The following is an 18,990-nucleotide window of genomic DNA, read 5'->3' as shown; positions in this document are numbered from 1 at the left end:
GCGGTGATGTTTAATTGAGCTTTAAAGTAAAGCCAAGGCTTCATTTACTTACCTACTACACGCTACTGCCAAACTTTGCTTTTGCAATAGCCTTACTTATTTTAAGTCAGTTTGGGCTATCAGATAGCTTCAAGTATGGTGCATTTTTTTCAATTGCTTTAGGTTCATTTTGCTTAGCGATAATTTCACTGTTCAAAGGATTATTGTCAGAGATAGAATTTACTGATGGTCACGTAATTTACGTAACTGAATTCGGTGGCTTGGCAGATGTAGACTTATCAAAACTAGTAGCTGAAAAAAGCACAATAACTAAGAGCGCATTGGTCTTAGTTGACGCAAATGGAAATAAAGCAAATATTCAACTAAACCTATATTTTGCGGCTGATGTTGAAAAGGTGCTTACATATATTTTGGATCATATAGAAGATTAAGCCCTAGCGTCGCTCTGTCTCTCAATAGTTATCCTCAACGGTCGTTAGTCAGCTACTTTCGGGTTCGCGAGCATTTGCTGTTTAGTCTTCGCTAGTCGACATCAGTTGTTGTTTTAACGTCAAACGAGTATATTTTTACCTAAATGGTTAACGCAAGGAGGCAGTAAGTGTTTTATCAAGGTCAAGTTAAATCAACCGGTGCTAACAAACGCATCAACCTCGCTACGCTCGCGCAGGACAGTTTTCTGGTTGGGACTATGCCCACCCAAAAAACTGCCCGTTATGCGGGGTGTTAGCGTGCTAGGTAAATAGATCGCTATGAGAGCCAATTCTTGCTAGCTTTAATATGTTGGAATCAACTTTATAAATTAAAACCAAATCAGGCTTTATATGACAGTCTCGATATTCGGACCAATTGCCTGAAAGTGAATGGTCTGAGTATTTTGGAGCAAGGTGCTCACCTTTTTGCAAAGTCGAAATTACGTTACCAACTTCAATAATATCGGGTATTGATAATTTAGTTATTTTCTTAAAATCTTTCTTGAATTGGTTCGAGTATTCAAGGCTAAACATTGTCTAGCTTACCCTCGCTCAAGTGAGAGAGGAGCTCATTTGCATCATCAGCTTTGTTTCCTAAACCACTCTCTAGCTGAAGGATTGCCGCTAGTGTATCTTCATTAGGGCGTTTTGCTTTTAAATCAAAAGGTATACCGCCATGATTGATAACAGCTTTAGCAAAAAGCTTAATTGCTTGTGATGGACTTAAACCAACTTCGTCGCAGATATAAGTAAACGCAACCTTTGTATCGTGGTCTATTCGAGTGCTTAACATTTCCGTTTTCATAAATCACCTCATGTATTACATTGTCATACATTGTATTCTAATATGCTTCGTTTTTCTACAGTTTTGATTTAGGTATAAGCTCATTCTTTCAAGAGTTACTCTCATCTATTTGTCAGAAATTCTATTACGGGTTCGCGAGCATTCGCTGTTTGGTCTTCGCCATCGAACATCAGTTGTTGTCTAACCGTAAAACGAGTACGATTCAAACTGAATGGTTAACGCAAGGAGGCATTAAATGTTTAATCAAAACCGAGTTAAATCAACCGGTGCTAACAAACGCATCAGTTCACTCCCTTCGGTCGCTGGGACAAGCTTACGGGCGCATTTCGCTTCGCTCAAAAGCTGCACCCATAAACTTGCCCTCTATGCGGGGTGTTATTTGCCTTCGAATATCAGTTGACAAGGTACGGCATTGCCGTATTATTGTAATATGGTTTTTATTGAAACAAGTCTCTTTACTAAAATACTCTCCGAATACTTATCTGATGATGAGTACAGAGCACTGCAATCCTACCTGCTACAGAAACCAGATGCAGGCGATATTGTCAGAGGTTCGGGCGGTGTTAGAAAAGTGAGGTGGGCTTCTTCAGGAAAAGGTAAAAGTGGCGGCATACGCGCTATTTACTATTGGAAGAAAGCAGAACATGAAATTTGGATGCTTACTTTGTATAGTAAATCGGAACGCTCAACTATTGCAGGCCATATACTGAAACAAATAGCGGAGGCAATCGACAATGAGTAATCGAGATATTGGTGCCGAAATATTAGCTGGTATAAATGAGATTAAGGAATACAAAAAGGGAAAGGCCTCCCTCAGAACAACAGAACTTAGTGAGCCTTCCGCGCCACAAGTAATTCGTTCAAAACTAAAAATGTCTCAAGTTATGTTTGCTGGATTACTAGGCGTAAGTACAAGAACCTTGCAGGATTGGGAGCAAGGGCGAAGAAATCCTCAAGGGCCAGCAATAGCTTTATTGAGAATTGCTGAGCAACATCCTGAAGTATTTAGTGAATTAAGATAGATGTAGGGGCAAATAACAAAACTATGAAGACGGACATGCCAGAAGAGCACTGGCCTGCCGCTTATAGTAGGTGTTATGTTTCTCTTGTTTTGTGATGCGCACCGCGCTACACTCATTTCATGATCAAATCGTTCAAGCATAAAGGCCTTAAGGTGTTTTACGAAAAAGGTAAAACTTCTGGCATTAAAACTCAGCATGCAAAAAAACTTCGCATGCAGCTCGCGGCTATAAATACCGCGCATGAAATAGAGGATATTAATATTCCGGGCTTTTCCTTACACAAGCTAAAAGGTGAGCGATCGAATATCTGGTCTATATCCGTAAATGGAAATTGGAGAGTAACATTCGAGTTCAAGGATGGTAATGCTTACATTCTAAATTATGAGGATTATCACTAATGAATATGCATAACCCACCGCACCCAGGTGAATTTATCGAGTCAGTCTATCTGGAGCCTTACGGTGTAAGCTGTAGAACTTTAGCATCTCACTTAGGTGTAGCCGCATCAACGCTAAGTCGAGTAGTAAAAGGTAAAAGCGCTATAAGCCCAGAAATGGCGCTAAGGTTGTCAAAAACTCTTGGCAGAACACCCGAAAGCTGGCTCAGTATGCAAGATAATTACGAATTATGGCAAGCTAAGCAAAGCCTAGACTTGGCGAAAGTGCAACGATTAGATTTAAACGCAGCATAAGAGTGCTTTTGCAGTATTGAGTTAGAAGTAAACTGGTTCTTTCAAGAGTCCCTCTCATCTGTTTTTAATGAGTTAATTTCGGGTTCGCGAGCGCATAATGTTTGGTTCACGCTACTAACCATCAGTTGCTGTATCTGCGCCAAACGAGTATTTTTTTACCTAAATGGTTAACGCAAGGAAACATGGAATGTTTTATCAAAACCGCACCAAACCGAAACAACATAACAATCGCATAAACGCCCTCCCTTCGGTCGCTGGGGCAACATTACGTGCGGCTGCACGCAATGCTGCCTGTTATGCGGGTGTTATGTCTGAATGCATGCAGTCTGAAGCTTCATGTGCTGAGTGAACGGAAGGAAGTCGCGATCTGTAAAAAGCAGTGGGATGTTTTTCTCAATGCAAAAAGTAGCGATAATTACATCTGCTGATTTTCGAATAGTAATGCCCTGCTTACGCAAAATTCGATAATTTTCGGCTGCTTTTATTGCAAGGTCAGTAGTAAGCATATTGAATTGATATAGAGCAGCGAGGCTTTGTTTTGCTATCTGATAATCTTTATCGCTTCGGAATCCTTGGAGAATTTCAAGTAGTATCAAGTCACCAATAGCTACATCCTCATGACTTAACGCAAGGTCCAAAAAGTTTGTTTCTTGAGTTTCAATACCTTTGAAATAGTCAATCCAGACGCTTGTGTCGACTAGAATCATTTAGATGCTCTCATCTCTTCAAGGTCCCCGTCCCAATGAAGTTTACCACGAAGGTTTTTAATATTAGTTTGCTTCTTTAACCGAATGAGAGCTTTTAATCCCTCTTCCACCGCCTCCCTTTTCGTTTGTAATCCGGAAGCTCTTAAAGCATCAGCCATAAGTTCATCATCAATAACTATGTTTGTTCTCATATGTCACCAGTGTGTATATATTTTGATTTTATACACATTAACATCTTGTTATATAAATACAATCATATTTTGCATTATTGAAAGCTCTTTCTTTCAAGAGTCACTCTTATCTGTTGTTAATAAGTTCTTTTCGGGTTCGCGAGCATTTGTTGTTTGGTTCACGCTGCCAACCATCAGTTGCTGTATTAGTTTCAAACGAGTATTGTTTTACCTACATGGTTATCGTAAGGAAACAGGGAATGTTTTATCAAAACCTCAATAGATCCAAGCAACAAAACAATCGCATAAACTCACTCCCTTCGGTCGCTGGGGCATCATTACGTGCGGTTGCACGCAATGCTGCCCGTTATGCATTGATGTATACAATTTTTGCGGTTCAATGGTATTCTTAACACATTACAGGAGATTTGCTATGTCTAATGCAGTTGAAGATTTGGTTGATGGTGCACTCTCATTATCAACGAACGAGAGAGTCGCTCTAGTTGAGAAGTTACTAGAAAGTTTAGATGCACCAAATGAAAGAATAAACGCAATTTGGTCCGCAGAGTCTGAAGATAGAATAAGCGCTTATGATGATAAGCGGGTCGGATCAAAATCGGCGGTAGATGTTTTTGCAAAGTACTAATAAAAATAGATTTTTTAGACCTTGCAGAAGCTGAACTAGATGATGCTTTCGAATATTATGAAGACATTCAAAAGGGTTTGGGCAGTCGGTTTATTGCCGAGATAAAATCCACTTTGAGTCGAATTCAACATAACCCTGAAGCTTGGCAGAAATTCGGACAGCGAATGCATCGCTGCTTACTCAATCGTTTTCCCTATTCAGTGATTTATCAAATTAGAGTAGATTTGATTTTGGTTATTGCAATAGCTTGCAATCATCAAGAACCCAATTATTGGATAAACAGAGCCAAAAATTAACATTCTTATTTGGCTCGTTCTTTCAAGAGTCACCCTCATCTGTTTTTAATAAGGTATTTTCAGGTTCGCGAGCATTGGTTGTTTGGTCCACGCTACTAACCATCAGTTGCTGTATCAACGCCAAACGAGTATTGTTTTACTTAAATGGTTATCTCAAGGAAACATGGAATGTTTTATCAAAACCTCAATAAATCCAAGCAACATAACAATCGCATCAACTCACTCCCTTCGGTTGCTGGGACATCATTACGTGCGGCTGCATGCAATGCTGCTCTTTCTTTGGGGTGTTTTAGGTATGAGTAGGTTTTTTACTCGCAGTATTATCATCGTTTTAGGACTGTGTTTATCAGCGTTAGTTTATGCACTTGATGGTGGTAAAAATTCGATTCTATACTGGGGATTGCTGCCTGGATTGCCTTTTGTATTGATTGGGTTATATGGTTTGATAAAAAAGTCAGGTGCAGTTAACAGCAATATGATAGGTGCGTCTGTCGCTTGTGTTTTAGTCACAGCAATAGTGTACGGCAGTATTTATGTTGTACCTCATATTGGCAGTGGAGGTGAAGGCACAAATATTGGGTTAGGCATCGCTTTCATGGGTTTGCCAATTTACTATATTATTGGTGGCTGGTTTGGATGGAAAATTGGTAGCAGATATGGTGTCGAGAGCTAATATTTATCGCTCAATTTAGTAAATGTTTATTTCCCTAATAAGTGGAGTTTTTAATGGTCGAGATAGTTAAAGAAAAAATTAAACCTATATGTCCACACTGTGAAAAAGAGTTGGATAAACTCGTGGAGGTTAATCGTGGTTGGTTTAGTGTAAATAGGGTATTTTGTTGCCCTGAATGCCACAAAATTGTTGGTATGTCTGCAGGAGCGCAATAATTACCATTGGTAGTGTGTAAACATAACAAGCGATTAAAATCGGGCTTTTCTAAGATTGTTCGGTTTCGCTTCGCTACACAATATACTACTCACTCACTGACTCAATCATGGCGATGGTGTCTATAAGTATCGTGTCGCTTATATGGATGAAAAATGTAATGACTGCTATCTATTGTCTTAGCAGCAAGTCTTAAAATAAAAGGAAAAAGAAAAGATATGGAAATGCCTTATAAGGATCTTAAATCCAAAAATTTGAGCTCTCTAGTCAACGTGATCAAAGTAGTTACAGTGATAAGCTACATTATACTGGCCATATCGCTAGTGATAGTGGTATTTGCTAATGTTGGTTTGATTCCTGTTACTGGTGCGCTCATGCTGCCTTACGCAATCTTGGGTCTATTACTGTCTGGCTTTTTGGCTATATTAGTATCATTAGAAGAGACTTTTAGATTAAAGGTCACAAATTCGATTCAGACTAAAGAGAGTGATTTATAAGTGCAAACTTAATGCCTGTCGGCTTTTTGTCGTCTGTTTGTCATTACCGACAGGAAGCCAGTGGTATATAGTTAGTAGCAATCTATAAGGCAAGGCGATATCTATGAAATTACTGAGACTAGAAAAAAGATGGTCCCAAGAAGAGTTGGCGCAGTTAAGTGATTTAAATGTAAGAACTATCCAAAGGGTAGAAAAAGGGGAAAGCGTTGGGATAGAAACTCTGAAATCTTTAGCGTCAGTTTTTGAAATTTCAACAGATGAGCTGATAGATGCAATAGCTCGTGGTAAGCAAACACCGATAAAAGAAAACGAGGTCACTTCCATAGACCAATCTCAACAACGTGAAGCTCGAGAGAGAGTGAAATCTATCAAATATTTTTATGCACTTTCTGCATTTCTAGTTGGGATATTTCTTCTTTTAATGTTGCCCAACTACAACGGAGGAGAGAATTTAGGACCGTTGATTGTCGTATTTCTATCCTTTTTTGCCATCATTGCTGGCTACGCATTTATCGTATTTCAGCCATTTGGTGAAAAATGGGAAAAAGAAAAAATATCCCAATTATTAAATCAACAAAGCGAGAATAGCAGGTCAAACTCTGAGCGCTAAACAGTCAAAGGTCCACAACGATAACATGAAGATAGGTTTGCCGAAAAAGTACAATCAAACCACTTTCTTAAAGTGTTAGGTTTGTGTTGATGAGACTTTTTTCAACTTTAGTTTTTGCAGTCATTCTTCCAAGCTGTTCACTGCTTCCTTCAATTAAAGATAGAGTATATGTTATGGAGCAAGGGCCTAACTCTTACATCGTTACCGTAGGCTGGGGAAAGTTTTCTGAATTAACAAAAATGGCAATCAGTACTGAAGATAAAGTATCGCTATTGTCTGGTTTTGCGCTTGAAGAAGTTGTTGCTAGAGGCTTGTGCGAAAGTGCGGGAGTCCCAAATGGAGATGTTGAATTGTTGGGATGGGAAGGTCGCGGAGACAAAGGTATTAGGGTTGTTTGTACAAACTTGCACTAAGAAAATATTTGGGAAGTTCTTTCTTTCCAGGATAGTTACCGCAAGGAAACATGGAATGTGTTATCAACAGCGCCATAAATTCAAGGCAAATAACAAACGCTTAAACGCCCTCCATTGATAACACAATCGAGCATTACAAACGCAATCAGCATTAGATTCAAGGGAGTAGCAAAGATGCGATATACAGAATGGATGTTAGAACAGTTTCCTGAATTGATAAATGAACCAACCGCAAAAACGTTTGGGTTAATAGATAAGGCAAAAGAACAAGCGAAGTTGAGTATGCGCTTTGTAGGTTACGCTTGCACATTGGTTGCGATAGTTATCGCTTTTATTGTTGCGTCATTTTCAGAGGATTTTACAAACATCGACTTTCCGATTGTACTTGGTGTTGTTTACGGCTTGGTTTATGTCGTCTTAGGTTTAATTCAAAAAAGGGTTGAACAACAAATCATCAAACAGAAAATAACAGAGCTAATGCGAACTAAAGACATGTAATTTTTATGATGCTGATGAGTGACTTTCGAGTTCGCGAGCTGAATTTACCCTCCGCTCCCAGCCATCATTTGCAGTACCCGCAATAAACGGGTACTGTTTTATCCAAGTGATTCTCAAAAGGAAAAATTATGAAAAAGTATCAATACAAAGTTGTCGATACACGAGATGTTGAATCTGCGGGTCTATTCAAAGGCAGACAACGTAGTGATGTCGAAGAGTACTTGAATCTTCTCGGAAATGAGGGTTGGGAACTGGTCAATGTAGATTTTCGTGAGTTGGAAGGTGGCCTTGAGTTCGCTGGCATCATGAAGAAAGAGCTATAAGTTCGAACTCACTAAAAACCGCTGCTATTAACGGTTGTTCGCATCGCCCTAGCTTGCATATGGTGCATACTTCTTATGGCGCAGGCTATTTTAAATCAAGGAAGATATATGGTGTCACTTCGAAACTTTACCGAAGACGATAAAGATAGGCTCACAAGTATTCTTAATAACGAGTCTGTCACTGAGTTTCTGTCAACAAAAATACCCTCCCCTTATACGCCTGAAGATGCTGATTGGTGGATAAATGAAGGCAGCAAAGGTGATTTAATTAAAGCCATTTCGTTCAACGGTATTTTAGTTGGTTGTATAGGTGTAAACCGCGGGGATTTTGAATATGAAAAGTCAGGAGAAATTGGTTACTGGTTGGCTCAAGAATATTGGCGTAAAGGAATAACACGCTCGGCCATTCAGCAAATGACAGAGTTTGTTTTTTCAAATACAGATATCGTGCGTTTGTTTGCCGCAGTATTCTCTGACAATAAGCCATCAATGGCGTTATTGTTAAAATCAGGGTTTAGCCAAGAGGCAGTATTAAAGAAAGCGATATTTAAGAACGGAGTGTTTTTCGACAATCATATATTTGCTAAGTTAGCTATTTAACGATTGAGTCGGGCTCTCTTAAACTCGCTTATGTTTATCGGTTCACTTATGCAGATACAGTTATCAGACGTAGACACAGCCTTAGCAGTTGTCTTGAACCCTGAATTGCAAAGCATGAACTATGATATTTTAAGCAAAAAGTTAGATGGTTTAACTTACGATGAAGTGTTGGAGTTAGCTTCACAGTCAGAAACCAAAATTGACATATCGTTCAATTAAAACCGTCAGATAAGCAATGCCAAACAGCTAATATCACCGTATAGTTCAAGCATGCATTGGGGAATGCCAAACGGCTATATTGGAATAAGGCAGATAAGAAAATGAATAAACCTAAATTTAGCGGTGTATTTGGGTATTTGCAGGCCATTGTGCTGAGCAATGTCGCGGGCGCGATTACTTCCTTTATTGTTGCGTTCTTGGTTTTTTGGCAAAAACAAAGTGACGCTGCTGAAGGGATGAGTTCGATTGCGGACAATGCATTAAGTGTCGGCAGCTTCTTATTTTTTGGCGGGCTGACGTATAGCATGATTGCAATCAGTCCGGTTGTTTTTATGCTTAAAAAACAAAAAAAGACTCAGCAAAGTCTCGCTTTAGCTCTCGCTATTGCACCAGGGCTGTTTATGCTTGGCAGCGGATATTGGGACATATTAGCTTTTAGTTATGGTATTTCGACAGCGTTGGTGTTTTTGTCGATATACTCATTAAGCAATATGCCGCGTAATTAAAATAAAAAATGGGTCTGTTTTTTCGCTGAGACATTAGTCGATCGATTTAGTGAATGTTTGGGAGTCATAACAATGAAAGTCACACTTGTATTAATTATATTAATGTTTAGTCACTTTAGTGGCGCTAGTGATCGCGCCTTTTCGGGCTTAAGTGCTACCGAGTCAGATCCAAAGAAAATGGATTGGATGGTTGGTTTTCCTCCGTCGTCAAATAAACTCATTATGCAACCAGAGTCAGATTTTTTTAGCTTTCCCAAATTACGATGGACTGTTTGTCATATTCGACAGTTGATGCCTACAAAGCAGGTAAGTCGAGGGATTGGTGCGCCATCCTCTCTCAATTACGATATAGATAAAAATATCGATTCATTGACGTTCAAACCCCTTGGAAGTGAGCACGAAATGACATGGAATGAATCACTCCTAGCAAATTATACTGATGGAATTCTTATTTTACATAAGGGCCAAATAGTATATGAAAAGTACTTTGGTTGTTTAGAGGAGAATGGCAAACACGCCGCTATGTCGATGACTAAATCGCTCACCGGTTTAATTGCAGAAATCCTCGTTGCAGAAGGTAAGCTTGATGAAGGTGCGACGGCTTCTTCGATCATTCCTGAGTTAAGCGACAGCGGGTTTGGGAGTGCGACAGTTCGACAAATCATGGATATGACAAGCGCATTGGATTACAGCGAAGACTACTCAGACCCACAGGCTGATATCTGGCTATACTCAAAGGCAGCAAGTCCCCTACCGAAACCTGCGGATTACAGAGGGCCGAATGGTTATATTGAGTATTTACAAACTGTGAAAAAAGAGGGCTCTCATGGCGAAGCGTTTGGATATAAAACAATTAATACCGATGCTCTGGGTTGGATCATTGCTCGTGTTACTGGAAAAGATGTTGCGCAACTTTTTTCAGAACGTATCTGGAGCAAAATAGGCGCGGAACAAGACGGTTACATGACTGTTGATGCCAAAGGAATGCCGTTTGCTGGTGGTGGGCTTAGTGCAAGTTTGAGAGATCTCGGGCGCATTGGATCCTTAATGTTAAACCGTGGCAAGTTAAACGGTCGTTCGCTTTTCCCTGAGACGGTCGTTGAAAGTATCATTGCAGGCGGAGATAAAACTGCTTTTGCAAAAGCTGGATACAATACACTCCCTGGTGGTAGCTATAAAAGCATGTGGTGGGTTTTTCATAACGAGCATGGCGCGTACGCGGCACGTGGCGTCCATGGTCAAACTATCTATATAGATCCAGCTGCAGATATGGTTATTGTTAGGTTTTCTTCTTTCCCGACAGCCAAAAACTCAAAGATTGATCCAACATCATTGCCTGCGTATCAGGTTGTTGCTGAGTATCTAAAAAACAAAAAAGTTAAAAATTGACTATCAAGCGACTATTTTAACTAAATAGTCATTTTGTGAAGTTTCGACCAAAGTTGCCAAAGAATATGCGATTGTTGTTAGTCATGTCGAATATCATAAAGGCCCTATTCAGATGGCAATAGGGGTGGCAACGCAACGGCGATAACCAGATGTTTAATTGCATTGTTATTCTGGTATATTGCGGTTTATCGACAGCGTATTTTGAAGGATTGAAGACTTCGTTTATTCAAACGTGCATTGGAGCCGATTGTTAAATAATAGGGAGATAAGATGAGTTCAGATGGGTTGTTTGTCACCGGTAATTTATTCAAAGCTAGGATCACAAGAATCGAGCCGATGCTAGCGGCCGCTTTTGTAGATTTTGGGGCTGAACGATATGGGTATTTACCTTTTAGTGCTATCCAAGACTATGATGAACGACTACACAAGGAGGGCACTATTATAACGGTTCGTATTACGGCACCTGAAACAGGTAAAAAGGGTGCTGCAGTGGAAGCGTTAAAGGATGCTCCTAATGACGCAATTGTGCATGAACTTTACTCCCCACAGCAAAAAAATATTCTAAAAACGTCTATCAATTATCTCCTGACCTTATGCATGGTTGGCATCATTCTATATTTCATCAGTGGTGGAACGTTCGCCCAAGAAAAGCAGGATGATATTCGGTCTATCTTAATTGAAGAGCTCGATGCGCCCATTAGAGCGGAACAAACCCTTTTTATGATTCATTTACAAGTAGAAGCTCAATATGGATAAAACACTAGGTCTTGTCGGCTGTTGCTTATTAGCTGTTTCAGTCCTTGATTTTTTCTCGCTCTATTCAGTTTTGTTAAGCCTTTTCTAGCAAGGGGTGATTCATGGTGAGGCTGACCCAAGAACGATGGCCGGGCAAATTAGTCAAGAGATTGTGCTACAAATGGTCTCGTCTTTTCACTACCTTATTGCCCTTATATTAATATCTATGGCGGCCTTTAAATATCGTTTAACTACAAGGTGGTTTACGCTGTCGTTGCGTATCTTTGGCGTGATTTTACTATTGACGCCAATTGCGAATTCTTTGATAGGTGTTTACGTTTTATTTATTGGCTGGAAAAAGCCAATTACCAAAGGTGAATAGATCAATGAGACAAGAACTAAGAAGTAAAATTATCGAAGTTTGTAATAAGAAAATTGCCAGTAAAGGAGATAATGTCGGTCTTTCTTTCTATGCCTTTTTTGCCAATAAAAACGATAACCCAGCGCTATTGATGGAAGCCGCTAGCTGGTGGATACAAACGCATAAATTGGATCATTTTGAAAAGGCGCAGAAGATAAAGGAAATGGTTCAGAAGAACTTGTAGCGCTTGATACTTCACCTTCACTTTTTTCAGGATGATTATAAAGATGACTAAATTAGAAAAGTACACGCCAAACCATGTCCCTGGAGTGGAACGAGTATTCAATATTTTTTGGTCGCTCATTTTGCTTGCTTTCGCTTATCTTAGTTTTACGAGCGATTCATTTCACTTGCCGGGAAGAGGTGCTTCAGATGGCATTATCTTTACTGGCTACTCTCTTTGGGTATTTGGCTCAGCGCTTGTATTTGGTGTGGTTAATTTGTTAGTGAATGTTGTTGACCACTATGACAAGCGCAACAATGAAACTCAGTATAAAATGCTGAGTAGGATCTTAACTTCAATTACCGTTATTCTAGTTATTTGGGCAACAAGCCTAGCGTATGGTGACGCTCAACCACAAGCAGTGGTTGTATAACATGGCGCTTTCAAAAGAGTGTGCTTGAGTAAGCCAGCACAATACAGGAGCAGAGTTTTGCAGATTCAAAAAGTACTAAAGATAAGTTCCTTGGCAGTAGTGTCTTGCTTGCTAATTGTATATGGCTTTTATTGGAATGAAGCCAGAAAAGAAGTCTTCTTCCTATGTGGGAATTTTGCGCCAGGCGTCACTAAAGCAGACGTCATCAGGCAACTTGATACAGCAAACCTGTCCAATTATGTTGTTTCTAATAACGACAAGGGTTCAAGCATCATATTTAGCAGTAAGATCAACTTTTCATTTTATCAATGCAGCATTGAAATAGATAAAAAAGGGCTGGTAAGCAACGTTAGGTTTTCGTAATTGATATGAACAAACAAGAAGTTATTCACTCTCGTCTGCAAAGGGCTTATGCACCCAGAAGCAATTTGCAAATTGGTCTTTACTAAAGACTTATCAGTAAAGGAAACAGTATGTCAGTAATAGCAGATACGCCAGCGCCTCCTTATTATGCGGTCATATTCACGTCTACTCGAACCGAAGGTGACAGGGCCTATGTAGAAACGTCAGCCCGCATGATCGAATTAGCAGAACAACATGATGGTTATCTTGGGATCGAATCCGCGCGTGAAGAGTTGGGTATCACCGTATCGTATTGGAAAGACTTAACATCAATAAAGGCCTGGAAAGCGAATGCAGAGCACATTGAGGCTCAAAAAAACGGTCGAAGCGTTTGGTACGACACCTTCAAAATTCGTATTGCGAAAGTGGAGCGAGATTATGGAGTGTAGCCTAGTCACTTCGCAGCTAAGAAAATTAACGATACTAGCGGCACTGCTTAGCTCTGTATTTGTGGTTGATTCTTCCTTTGCAGGAGGCAACTTTTTTCCAATAAAAATAACAGAGCTTCAAGCTGAGGGAACTTTTTTTTCGATAAAAGCTGACATTTTACCAGGAGCAAATGACGCCTATATTGATGATTGTGGGTCAATCAAAATTGTTGGGGAATATGACAAAGCTCGTTGGGAAAAATACACTAAACTCATCAATGTTGATATTCATAAACAAGCTATCGCAATCCTTAGTGCAGCTTTCAAAGATGGTAAGGCAATTAATTTTGGTTATATTAGTCAAGGCCTTAAGAAAACCGAGGAATGTTCTTTTTTGAGCAAAGGACTGTTTTTTGATAGCAAAGGTGTTCACTCAATTCATAGTTCGTTATAGCAGAGTTAAGCGTCAATGACACAGGAAACCAATCACAAGGAAGCTTCACATGAATGATTTTAGGGCTGTTTTAGCCATATTTCTCTTTGCCACTGGTGTGTATTTCATCATCGATATGTTCATGTATGGCTTCAATTGGTCATTGCTCATTTTCAGCATCATCGCTTTTTTATTAGTGCATATCATTTGGCCACCTAAACGCGACGGCGAAAGTAATTGGTACGATATAATAGAGCTCTTGGTTGACCTTCCCTATCAAGGCATGGCTATGATGATTAGAGGCGTAGGAAAGATCTTCAAAAACGGTGATGTAGGACTGGATTTGTAAATCTGGAGTCTCTACTATAAACAAGAGTTTACGAACAAAAACGGTTCACATTAAACAAGGAAGAAACATGCATATCATACTTGGGATATTGGGCGCGCTAGTCACTATTCTAATCCTCGCAAATCGCTTGCAAGACAATGGTATTGATGTTGGCTGGCTGAACCCCTTTAGCTGGGCGCGACGTCGCAAGTTTCGTAAAGAGTATCAAATGCATCCCGCATATACTCTAGAGTCCCCTTTAGATGTAGCTGCCTTATTCATGGTTGCCGTGGCTAAAGCCATGCCAATAAAAGCCATACCGCAATGATGTTTTCACGCTTAATGATAGCGGCGTATCTACTTTCTTCATTTGGGCCTATTTGGGCACAAGAAGTCAGTACGCAGCAGGTTACCACAGAGCCAGTTAGCTCTAATACCCTTACGCATCCGCTAGCGATTGCAGCTAAAGAGCGCTTAGCGCATGAAGTGAGATACGACGGTCGATACATCTCAATTCCTTATCCCAATGGAGATGTGCCTGAGAATATAGGCGTGTGTACAGATGTTGTAATTAGGGCTTATCGAACAACTGGCATCGACTTGCAAAAGCTGGTGCATGAGGACATGAAGAGAGATTTTGATGCCTACCCCTCAAAACGTATTTGGGCCTTAAGTAGGCCCGATGCAAACATTGATCACCGTCGAGTCCCGAACCTGCAGGCCTTCTTTAAGCGTCACGGTGAGTCTTTGGATATCACACAAAGAGCCGAGAATTATTTGCCCGGTGATATCGTGTCCTGGATGTTGCCAGGCAACCTTCCTCATATTGGGATAGTGGTAGACGAATACGATAGTGACTCTGGTAGGCCCTTAGTTGTGCATAATATTGGCAGTGGGCCGCAACTTGAGGATATGTTATTTGCCTACAAAATAACTGGCCACTATAGGTTTTCACCTTGAGTTTTGGGGGCTTTTACCTCAACCCGATTGAGTATCTTTCGCAGGCTGAAAGTGAAGAGTGAGAATGCACAATCTTGTTCACTTATGACTGTAATTCTGAGAGTATGGAATGATGAATACTAACAATAAATCAAAACTTGCTAACAACATCCGAATACTGATTGGTCTTGCTTCTTTACCGTCGTTGTTTTTGGGCTTTATGTTGGTAAGTGCTCTTTTGAATGAGCAAGCGGACACTATTGGTGCCTTTGAAGTGGTTTACGCTTTGGTAGGTTTAGTCGGCGTTTATATTGCGCTGAGTGGTAAACGCCTATTTTGATAACTCATAAACACAAATATTCACGGCACTCGCTAGGTTTAGTGAATCTATTGCGCCACTTCCAGCGATAGTAAATGCCTCTGCATTAAAGCTCGACAATGCATCCCGCGGCACGCCTCTGGCTTCGTTGCCAAATAAATAACAATCAAAGTTTGTGAATTCAGCAGTGTTAACCGCACTTCCCTGCATATCTAAATAGGCAAAACGCGAATAGCGTGTGGCTAATTCGTTTAGCTCTACATCCAATTCAATCGGTACATGAAAAATTGCGCCCATGCTAGAACGCACAACTTTAGAGTTGTATGGATCGACACTATTGGGGCTGAGTAATAGTGTGAAATTGCCAAACCACGCGAGTGTTCTCAGAATAGTACCTAAATTACCAGGGTCTTGAATTTCATGTAGATAAATGACCTTTTGTTGCACAGAGCCAGGCGCTTGTGTTGGCAAGTGGGGCTTTGGCAAAGGTACACAGGCAATAATGCCTTGCGGGCTTTTTGTATCGCTGAGCTGGTCCATTTGGCGTTCGCTAACAAGCTGAACATTCAGGTCGCTTACAGCCGTATTTGCCCATTTTTCATTGCGGTCAGTAACGTATAGAGTAATAGCCGAACGGGCTGCTTTGCTGGTGGCTTTGTACAGTTCTAGAACGAGATGCTCACCTTCCACCAAGTAATAACCGAATTGTGTTCGGTATTTTTTTTGATGTAGCTTTTTTACGTCGTCTAGTTTCATGTCGCCCTGCTTAAACCCGCTGTAAACTGAATCTTGCTTGCCGCATTCCTTGAAAAGCACGTTTTTTGCCGTGATTGCTGGAACAGGTTTGCAAATTGAGCGTGCAAGCTTACAATATGTGCCGTTTTAGCGCTACCAATAGCAGACTCAATCTATGGCTCGATCAAAAACCAGTAAGAAGTGGATGGATGAACATCTGAATGACCCTTATGTAAAAAAGGCGCAAGCAGATGGTTACCGGTCTCGTGCCAGCTATAAATTGATTGAGTTGAATGAGAAAGACAAGTTGTTCTCGACGGGAAGTGTGGTGATGGATCTTGGTTCTGCGCCAGGTGGATGGTCACAGATTGTTGCGCCGGTGGTGGGCGATTCCGGTAGAGTTATTGCCTCAGATATTCTCCCAATGGATGGTATCGCTGGGGTTACTTTTATTCAGGGTGACTTCACCGAAGAAGCAGTTTACGACCAACTGTTAAAAGCGTTAGGTGATGATACTAAAGCCGACCTTGTCGTATCGGACATGGCGCCAAACATGAGCGGTGTGAATACGACAGACCAATACGCATCTATGTACTTGGTCGAACTCGCTTTAGATATGGCGCGTAACGTACTTAAACCAAATGGCAGCTTCTGCGCGAAGGTTTTCCAAGGGGTTGGCTACGAAGAATATGTGAAGGATGTGAGACAGTCGTTTAAACAAGTCTTCGTGCGTAAACCAGCAGCATCACGCCCACGTTCTCGAGAAGTGTATCTCGTTGCAAAAGGCTTTAAAGGCTAATTACTTTTCTAGTAAAGCTCTCTTGTCTGGCACGCCATTCCACTTGTCTGCATCTTCTGGTGCGGACTTCAGTTCGGTAATATTTGGCCATTGAGCGCAAAGCTCTTCGTTTAACTCAAGGTATTCAATTTGGTCAGCAGGCAGTTCGGTGTCTTGATAAATTGCATCTGCTGGGCACTCGGGCACGCATAACGCACAGTCTATGCAGATGACTGGATCAATAGCCAAAAAGTTTGGCCCTTCAAAAAAGGCATCCACAGGGCAAACTGCCACACAATCGGTGTACTTACATTTAATGCAGTTGTCGGTTACTACAAAAGTCATGGAGTGCGAATATTCTCGTTTCTAAATACCGCTGCTAGTGTAATGCACAAATCGCGAAACACAAGTATCTTGGGTGTTTCAAGCTAGGTAAAGTGGCAAGTCGAGAAATGATTCAGCGCTATCTATCAAATCGGATCTGATTTAAAATGGCGTTGAGCGAAAGCTCCGTTCTGACAGAGAGGCTGTCCGGCGTTTTAGAGAGTCATTTCATATGTTGCGTTTAACCGATATAAAACTCCCCCTTGATCATGCTGAGCACGCTATTGAAGATGCGATACTCAGCAAGCTCAAAATCCAAAAGAGCCAATTACTCGGCTTCAATCTGTTCAAGCGTGGCTATGACGCTCGTAACAACAAAAACATTCATTTAATTTATACACTCGACGTAGAAGTTGCTGATCAAGACGCTCTATTCGAACAGTTTTCTCGCGACCCGCATGTGCGTATTACACCGGATATGACTTATAAGTTTGTTGCCCAAGCGCCAGAAAACATGACAGAGCGCCCAGTGGTTGTTGGCCTTGGTCCTTGTGGTTTATTTGCAGCGCTGATCTTAGCGCAAATGGGCTTTAGGCCGATTGTATTGGAGCGCGGTAAAGCCGTTCGTGAACGCACCAAAGATACTTTCGGGTTTTGGCGGAAAAAGCCACTAAACCCGGAGTCTAATGTGCAATTTGGAGAAGGCGGTGCAGGTACTTTTTCCGATGGTAAACTTTATAGCCAAGTGAAAGACCGCAATCATTACGGGCGTAAGGTGTTACATGAGTTTGTGGCAGCCGGCGCTCCCGAAGAAATCATGTATGTGAGCAAGCCGCATATCGGTACCTTCAAACTGGTGAACATGGTTGAAAAAATGCGAGAGCAAATTATCTCGCTTGGCGGCGAAATTCGCTTTAGTACTCGCGTTGAAAAACTCGACTTGAATGAACATAAAGAAGTGCAAGGTTTGCATCTATCAACAGGTGACTATTTAGCCTGCAAGCATGTCATCCTTGCGGTTGGGCATAGTGCCAGAGATACTTTTAAAGCCTTGCATGAGCAAGGTGTATATGTGGAAGCTAAGCCATTTTCTGTTGGTTTTAGAATTGAACACGAACAGAGCATGATTGATCAATGTCGCTTTGGTGACAATGCGGGCAACCCGATTTTGGGCGCGGCAGATTATAAGCTTGTGCATCATTGTAAGAACGGCCGCACTGTTTACAGTTTTTGTATGTGCCCAGGCGGAACTGTGGTCGCGGCAGCGTCAGAGCCAGGTCGTGTTGTGACTAACGGAATGAGCCAATATTCTCGCCACGAACGCAATGCCAATAGCGCGATTGTGGTTGGTATTACCCCTGAGGAAGATTATCCGGGTGATCCGCTAGCGGGTATCGAGTTACAAAGAAAGTTAGAAGAACTTGCATTCTCGGTAGGCGGTGAAAACTACCATGCACCAGCACAACTGATTGGCGATTTTCTTGCAGGAAAATCTAGCGCCGATCTAGGTGAAGTGAAACCCTCTTATACACCCGGTGTGACGCTAACCGATCTTAGCCAAGTTGTTCCAGACTATGTGACCCACGCGATTCGTGAAGCTATTCCTGCATTTGATAAGCAAATAAAAGGTTTCGCGAAACAAGATGGATTGCTGACAGGCGTTGAAACACGTACATCTTCTCCAATTTGTATAAAGCGCGATGCCGATTATCAAAGTATCAATACCAAGGGTTTATATCCCGCAGGTGAAGGCGCAGGTTATGCTGGTGGTATTTGGTCAGCAGGTATTGATGGCATCCGTGTCGCTGAGGCGCTTGCCTTAGACATGCTAGAACAATTACCAAAGTAAGATCAGAGAGTCGCC

At 41.2% G+C, this 18,990-nt stretch carries 35 protein-coding genes; 29 read left to right on the top strand and 6 right to left on the bottom strand.

What is annotated here, in order from left to right; all coding sequences use genetic code 11:
• Positions 1-14: 14 nt before the first annotated feature.
• On the top strand, positions 15-431 hold the full coding sequence (locus tag RM544_RS15125; RefSeq protein WP_311362640.1) for a hypothetical protein: 417 nt from the start codon (positions 15-17) through the stop codon (positions 429-431).
• Between the two features lie 300 nt (positions 432-731).
• On the opposite strand, the gene RM544_RS15120 is transcribed toward RM544_RS15125, so the two are convergent.
• Both RM544_RS15120 and RM544_RS15115 read right to left on the bottom strand, forming a co-directional pair.
• Positions 732-1,004, bottom strand: coding sequence for a type II toxin-antitoxin system RelE/ParE family toxin (locus RM544_RS15120; RefSeq protein WP_311362639.1), 273 nt, complete (start codon positions 1,002-1,004; stop codon positions 732-734).
• Positions 997-1,275, bottom strand: coding sequence for a type II toxin-antitoxin system RelB/DinJ family antitoxin (locus RM544_RS15115; RefSeq protein ID WP_311362638.1), 279 nt, complete (start codon positions 1,273-1,275; stop codon positions 997-999). Before RM544_RS15115 ends, RM544_RS15120 begins: the two co-directional genes overlap by 8 nt.
• A gap of 412 nt (positions 1,276-1,687) precedes the next feature.
• Between RM544_RS15115 and RM544_RS15110 the strand changes: the two genes are divergently transcribed.
• The 4 genes from RM544_RS15110 (at position 1,688) to RM544_RS15095 (ending at position 2,988) form a co-directional block, all read left to right on the top strand.
• Positions 1,688-2,017, top strand: a complete 330-nt coding sequence (locus tag RM544_RS15110; RefSeq protein ID WP_311362637.1) for a type II toxin-antitoxin system RelE/ParE family toxin — start codon at positions 1,688-1,690, stop codon at positions 2,015-2,017.
• Positions 2,010-2,297, top strand: coding sequence for a helix-turn-helix domain-containing protein (locus RM544_RS15105; protein ID WP_311362636.1), 288 nt, complete (start codon positions 2,010-2,012; stop codon positions 2,295-2,297). Before RM544_RS15110 ends, RM544_RS15105 begins: the two co-directional genes overlap by 8 nt.
• A 119-nt stretch (positions 2,298-2,416) precedes the next feature.
• A complete protein-coding gene (locus tag RM544_RS15100) occupies positions 2,417-2,695 on the top strand; it encodes a type II toxin-antitoxin system RelE/ParE family toxin (protein ID WP_311362635.1) in 279 nt (92 codons plus the stop codon).
• On the top strand, positions 2,695-2,988 hold the full coding sequence (locus tag RM544_RS15095; protein WP_311362634.1) for a HigA family addiction module antitoxin: 294 nt from the start codon (positions 2,695-2,697) through the stop codon (positions 2,986-2,988). The genes RM544_RS15100 and RM544_RS15095 overlap by 1 nt, the downstream gene beginning before the upstream one ends.
• 305 nt (positions 2,989-3,293) lie before the next feature.
• Here RM544_RS15095 and vapC read toward each other — a convergent pair whose 3' ends face one another.
• Together vapC and RM544_RS15085 are read right to left on the bottom strand one after the other, a co-directional pair.
• Positions 3,294-3,695, bottom strand: coding sequence for a type II toxin-antitoxin system VapC family toxin (gene vapC, locus RM544_RS15090; protein WP_311362633.1), 402 nt, complete (start codon positions 3,693-3,695; stop codon positions 3,294-3,296).
• The gene (locus RM544_RS15085) at positions 3,692-3,886 is read right to left on the bottom strand and encodes a type II toxin-antitoxin system VapB family antitoxin (protein WP_311362632.1); all 195 of its coding nucleotides are present in this window, start codon (positions 3,884-3,886) and stop codon (positions 3,692-3,694) included. Before RM544_RS15085 ends, vapC begins: the two co-directional genes overlap by 4 nt.
• 412 nt (positions 3,887-4,298) lie before the next feature.
• On the opposite strand from RM544_RS15085, the gene RM544_RS15080 reads away from it, so the two are divergent.
• The 22 genes from RM544_RS15080 to RM544_RS14980 all read left to right on the top strand — a co-directional run bounded on the left by RM544_RS15080 (position 4,299) and on the right by RM544_RS14980 (position 15,310).
• Positions 4,299-4,511, top strand: a complete 213-nt coding sequence (locus tag RM544_RS15080; protein ID WP_311362631.1) for an addiction module protein — start codon at positions 4,299-4,301, stop codon at positions 4,509-4,511.
• The gene (locus RM544_RS17680; protein WP_432264492.1) at positions 4,475-4,807 is read left to right on the top strand and encodes a type II toxin-antitoxin system RelE/ParE family toxin; all 333 of its coding nucleotides are present in this window, start codon (positions 4,475-4,477) and stop codon (positions 4,805-4,807) included. Before RM544_RS15080 ends, RM544_RS17680 begins: the two co-directional genes overlap by 37 nt.
• A 163-nt stretch (positions 4,808-4,970) precedes the next feature.
• A complete protein-coding gene (locus RM544_RS15075) occupies positions 4,971-5,480 on the top strand; it encodes a hypothetical protein (RefSeq protein WP_311362630.1) in 510 nt (169 codons plus the stop codon).
• Between the two features lie 431 nt (positions 5,481-5,911).
• Complete coding sequence (locus RM544_RS15070; RefSeq protein WP_311362629.1) at positions 5,912-6,190, top strand: hypothetical protein; 279 nt, start codon at positions 5,912-5,914, stop codon at positions 6,188-6,190.
• Positions 6,191-6,293: 103 nt separating this feature from the next.
• Complete coding sequence (locus RM544_RS15065; RefSeq protein ID WP_311362628.1) at positions 6,294-6,800, top strand: helix-turn-helix domain-containing protein; 507 nt, start codon at positions 6,294-6,296, stop codon at positions 6,798-6,800.
• An 89-nt stretch (positions 6,801-6,889) separates the two neighbouring features.
• Positions 6,890-7,213 (top strand): hypothetical protein, encoded by a 324-nt coding sequence (locus tag RM544_RS15060; protein ID WP_311362627.1) that lies wholly within the window; start codon positions 6,890-6,892, stop codon positions 7,211-7,213.
• Between the two features lie 174 nt (positions 7,214-7,387).
• Positions 7,388-7,711: a hypothetical protein gene (locus RM544_RS15055; RefSeq protein ID WP_311362626.1), complete on the top strand. Its 324-nt coding sequence runs from the start codon at positions 7,388-7,390 to the stop codon at positions 7,709-7,711.
• Between the two features lie 128 nt (positions 7,712-7,839).
• Positions 7,840-8,034, top strand: a complete 195-nt coding sequence (locus tag RM544_RS15050; RefSeq protein ID WP_311362625.1) for a DUF4177 domain-containing protein — start codon at positions 7,840-7,842, stop codon at positions 8,032-8,034.
• Between the two features lie 108 nt (positions 8,035-8,142).
• Complete coding sequence (locus tag RM544_RS15045; RefSeq protein ID WP_311362657.1) at positions 8,143-8,634, top strand: GNAT family N-acetyltransferase; 492 nt, start codon at positions 8,143-8,145, stop codon at positions 8,632-8,634.
• Positions 8,635-8,682: 48 nt separating this feature from the next.
• Positions 8,683-8,853, top strand: coding sequence for a hypothetical protein (locus RM544_RS15040; protein WP_311362624.1), 171 nt, complete (start codon positions 8,683-8,685; stop codon positions 8,851-8,853).
• Positions 8,854-8,954: 101 nt separating this feature from the next.
• Positions 8,955-9,359, top strand: a complete 405-nt coding sequence (locus tag RM544_RS15035) for a hypothetical protein (protein ID WP_311362623.1) — start codon at positions 8,955-8,957, stop codon at positions 9,357-9,359.
• 72 nt (positions 9,360-9,431) lie between these two features.
• The gene (locus RM544_RS15030) at positions 9,432-10,748 is read left to right on the top strand and encodes a serine hydrolase domain-containing protein (protein WP_311362622.1); all 1,317 of its coding nucleotides are present in this window, start codon (positions 9,432-9,434) and stop codon (positions 10,746-10,748) included.
• A 270-nt stretch (positions 10,749-11,018) separates the two neighbouring features.
• Positions 11,019-11,504, top strand: a complete 486-nt coding sequence (locus tag RM544_RS15025; protein ID WP_311362621.1) for a S1 domain-containing protein — start codon at positions 11,019-11,021, stop codon at positions 11,502-11,504.
• 124 nt (positions 11,505-11,628) lie between these two features.
• Complete coding sequence (locus RM544_RS15020) at positions 11,629-11,865, top strand: hypothetical protein (protein WP_311362620.1); 237 nt, start codon at positions 11,629-11,631, stop codon at positions 11,863-11,865.
• A 4-nt stretch (positions 11,866-11,869) separates the two neighbouring features.
• Positions 11,870-12,088, top strand: coding sequence for a DUF6500 family protein (locus RM544_RS15015; RefSeq protein ID WP_311362619.1), 219 nt, complete (start codon positions 11,870-11,872; stop codon positions 12,086-12,088).
• A gap of 43 nt (positions 12,089-12,131) precedes the next feature.
• Positions 12,132-12,500, top strand: coding sequence for a hypothetical protein (locus tag RM544_RS15010; RefSeq protein ID WP_311362618.1), 369 nt, complete (start codon positions 12,132-12,134; stop codon positions 12,498-12,500).
• A gap of 473 nt (positions 12,501-12,973) precedes the next feature.
• Positions 12,974-13,291 carry an antibiotic biosynthesis monooxygenase family protein gene (locus RM544_RS15005; RefSeq protein WP_311362617.1) on the top strand — a complete coding sequence of 106 codons (318 nt, stop codon included), beginning with the start codon at positions 12,974-12,976 and terminating at the stop codon, positions 13,289-13,291.
• 61 nt (positions 13,292-13,352) lie between these two features.
• Positions 13,353-13,724, top strand: coding sequence for a hypothetical protein (locus RM544_RS15000; protein WP_311362616.1), 372 nt, complete (start codon positions 13,353-13,355; stop codon positions 13,722-13,724).
• A gap of 49 nt (positions 13,725-13,773) precedes the next feature.
• Positions 13,774-14,052 (top strand): hypothetical protein, encoded by a 279-nt coding sequence (locus tag RM544_RS14995; RefSeq protein ID WP_311362615.1) that lies wholly within the window; start codon positions 13,774-13,776, stop codon positions 14,050-14,052.
• Positions 14,053-14,119: 67 nt separating this feature from the next.
• Positions 14,120-14,359 carry a hypothetical protein gene (locus RM544_RS14990; protein WP_311362614.1) on the top strand — a complete coding sequence of 80 codons (240 nt, stop codon included), beginning with the start codon at positions 14,120-14,122 and terminating at the stop codon, positions 14,357-14,359.
• Positions 14,359-14,991, top strand: a complete 633-nt coding sequence (locus RM544_RS14985) for a DUF1287 domain-containing protein (protein WP_432264491.1) — start codon at positions 14,359-14,361, stop codon at positions 14,989-14,991. Before RM544_RS14990 ends, RM544_RS14985 begins: the two co-directional genes overlap by 1 nt.
• Positions 14,992-15,100: 109 nt before the next feature.
• Entirely contained in the window at positions 15,101-15,310 is a 210-nt protein-coding gene (locus RM544_RS14980; protein WP_311362612.1) for a hypothetical protein, read from the top strand.
• On the opposite strand, the gene RM544_RS14975 is transcribed toward RM544_RS14980, so the two are convergent.
• Entirely contained in the window at positions 15,302-16,045 is a 744-nt protein-coding gene (locus RM544_RS14975; RefSeq protein ID WP_311362611.1) for a TrmH family RNA methyltransferase, read from the bottom strand. The genes RM544_RS14980 and RM544_RS14975 overlap by 9 nt on opposite strands.
• A gap of 154 nt (positions 16,046-16,199) precedes the next feature.
• Between RM544_RS14975 and rlmE the strand changes: the two genes are divergently transcribed.
• Positions 16,200-16,823: a 23S rRNA (uridine(2552)-2'-O)-methyltransferase RlmE gene (rlmE, locus tag RM544_RS14970; protein WP_311362610.1), complete on the top strand. Its 624-nt coding sequence runs from the start codon at positions 16,200-16,202 to the stop codon at positions 16,821-16,823.
• Here the strand turns inward: rlmE and fdxA are convergent, their stop codons facing one another.
• Positions 16,824-17,147 (bottom strand): ferredoxin FdxA, encoded by a 324-nt coding sequence (gene fdxA, locus RM544_RS14965; RefSeq protein WP_311362609.1) that lies wholly within the window; start codon positions 17,145-17,147, stop codon positions 16,824-16,826. It lies immediately after the preceding gene.
• A 211-nt stretch (positions 17,148-17,358) separates the two neighbouring features.
• On the opposite strand from fdxA, the gene RM544_RS14960 reads away from it, so the two are divergent.
• Positions 17,359-18,975, top strand: coding sequence for an NAD(P)/FAD-dependent oxidoreductase (locus tag RM544_RS14960; RefSeq protein ID WP_311362608.1), 1,617 nt, complete (start codon positions 17,359-17,361; stop codon positions 18,973-18,975).
• Positions 18,976-18,990 lie beyond the last annotated feature (15 nt).

This window comes from Brumicola blandensis (assembly GCF_031846165.1).
In the GTDB taxonomy this organism is placed as follows: Bacteria; Pseudomonadota; Gammaproteobacteria; order Enterobacterales; family Alteromonadaceae; genus Glaciecola; species Glaciecola blandensis.
This window is presented reverse-complemented; position numbering and strand designations above follow the sequence as displayed.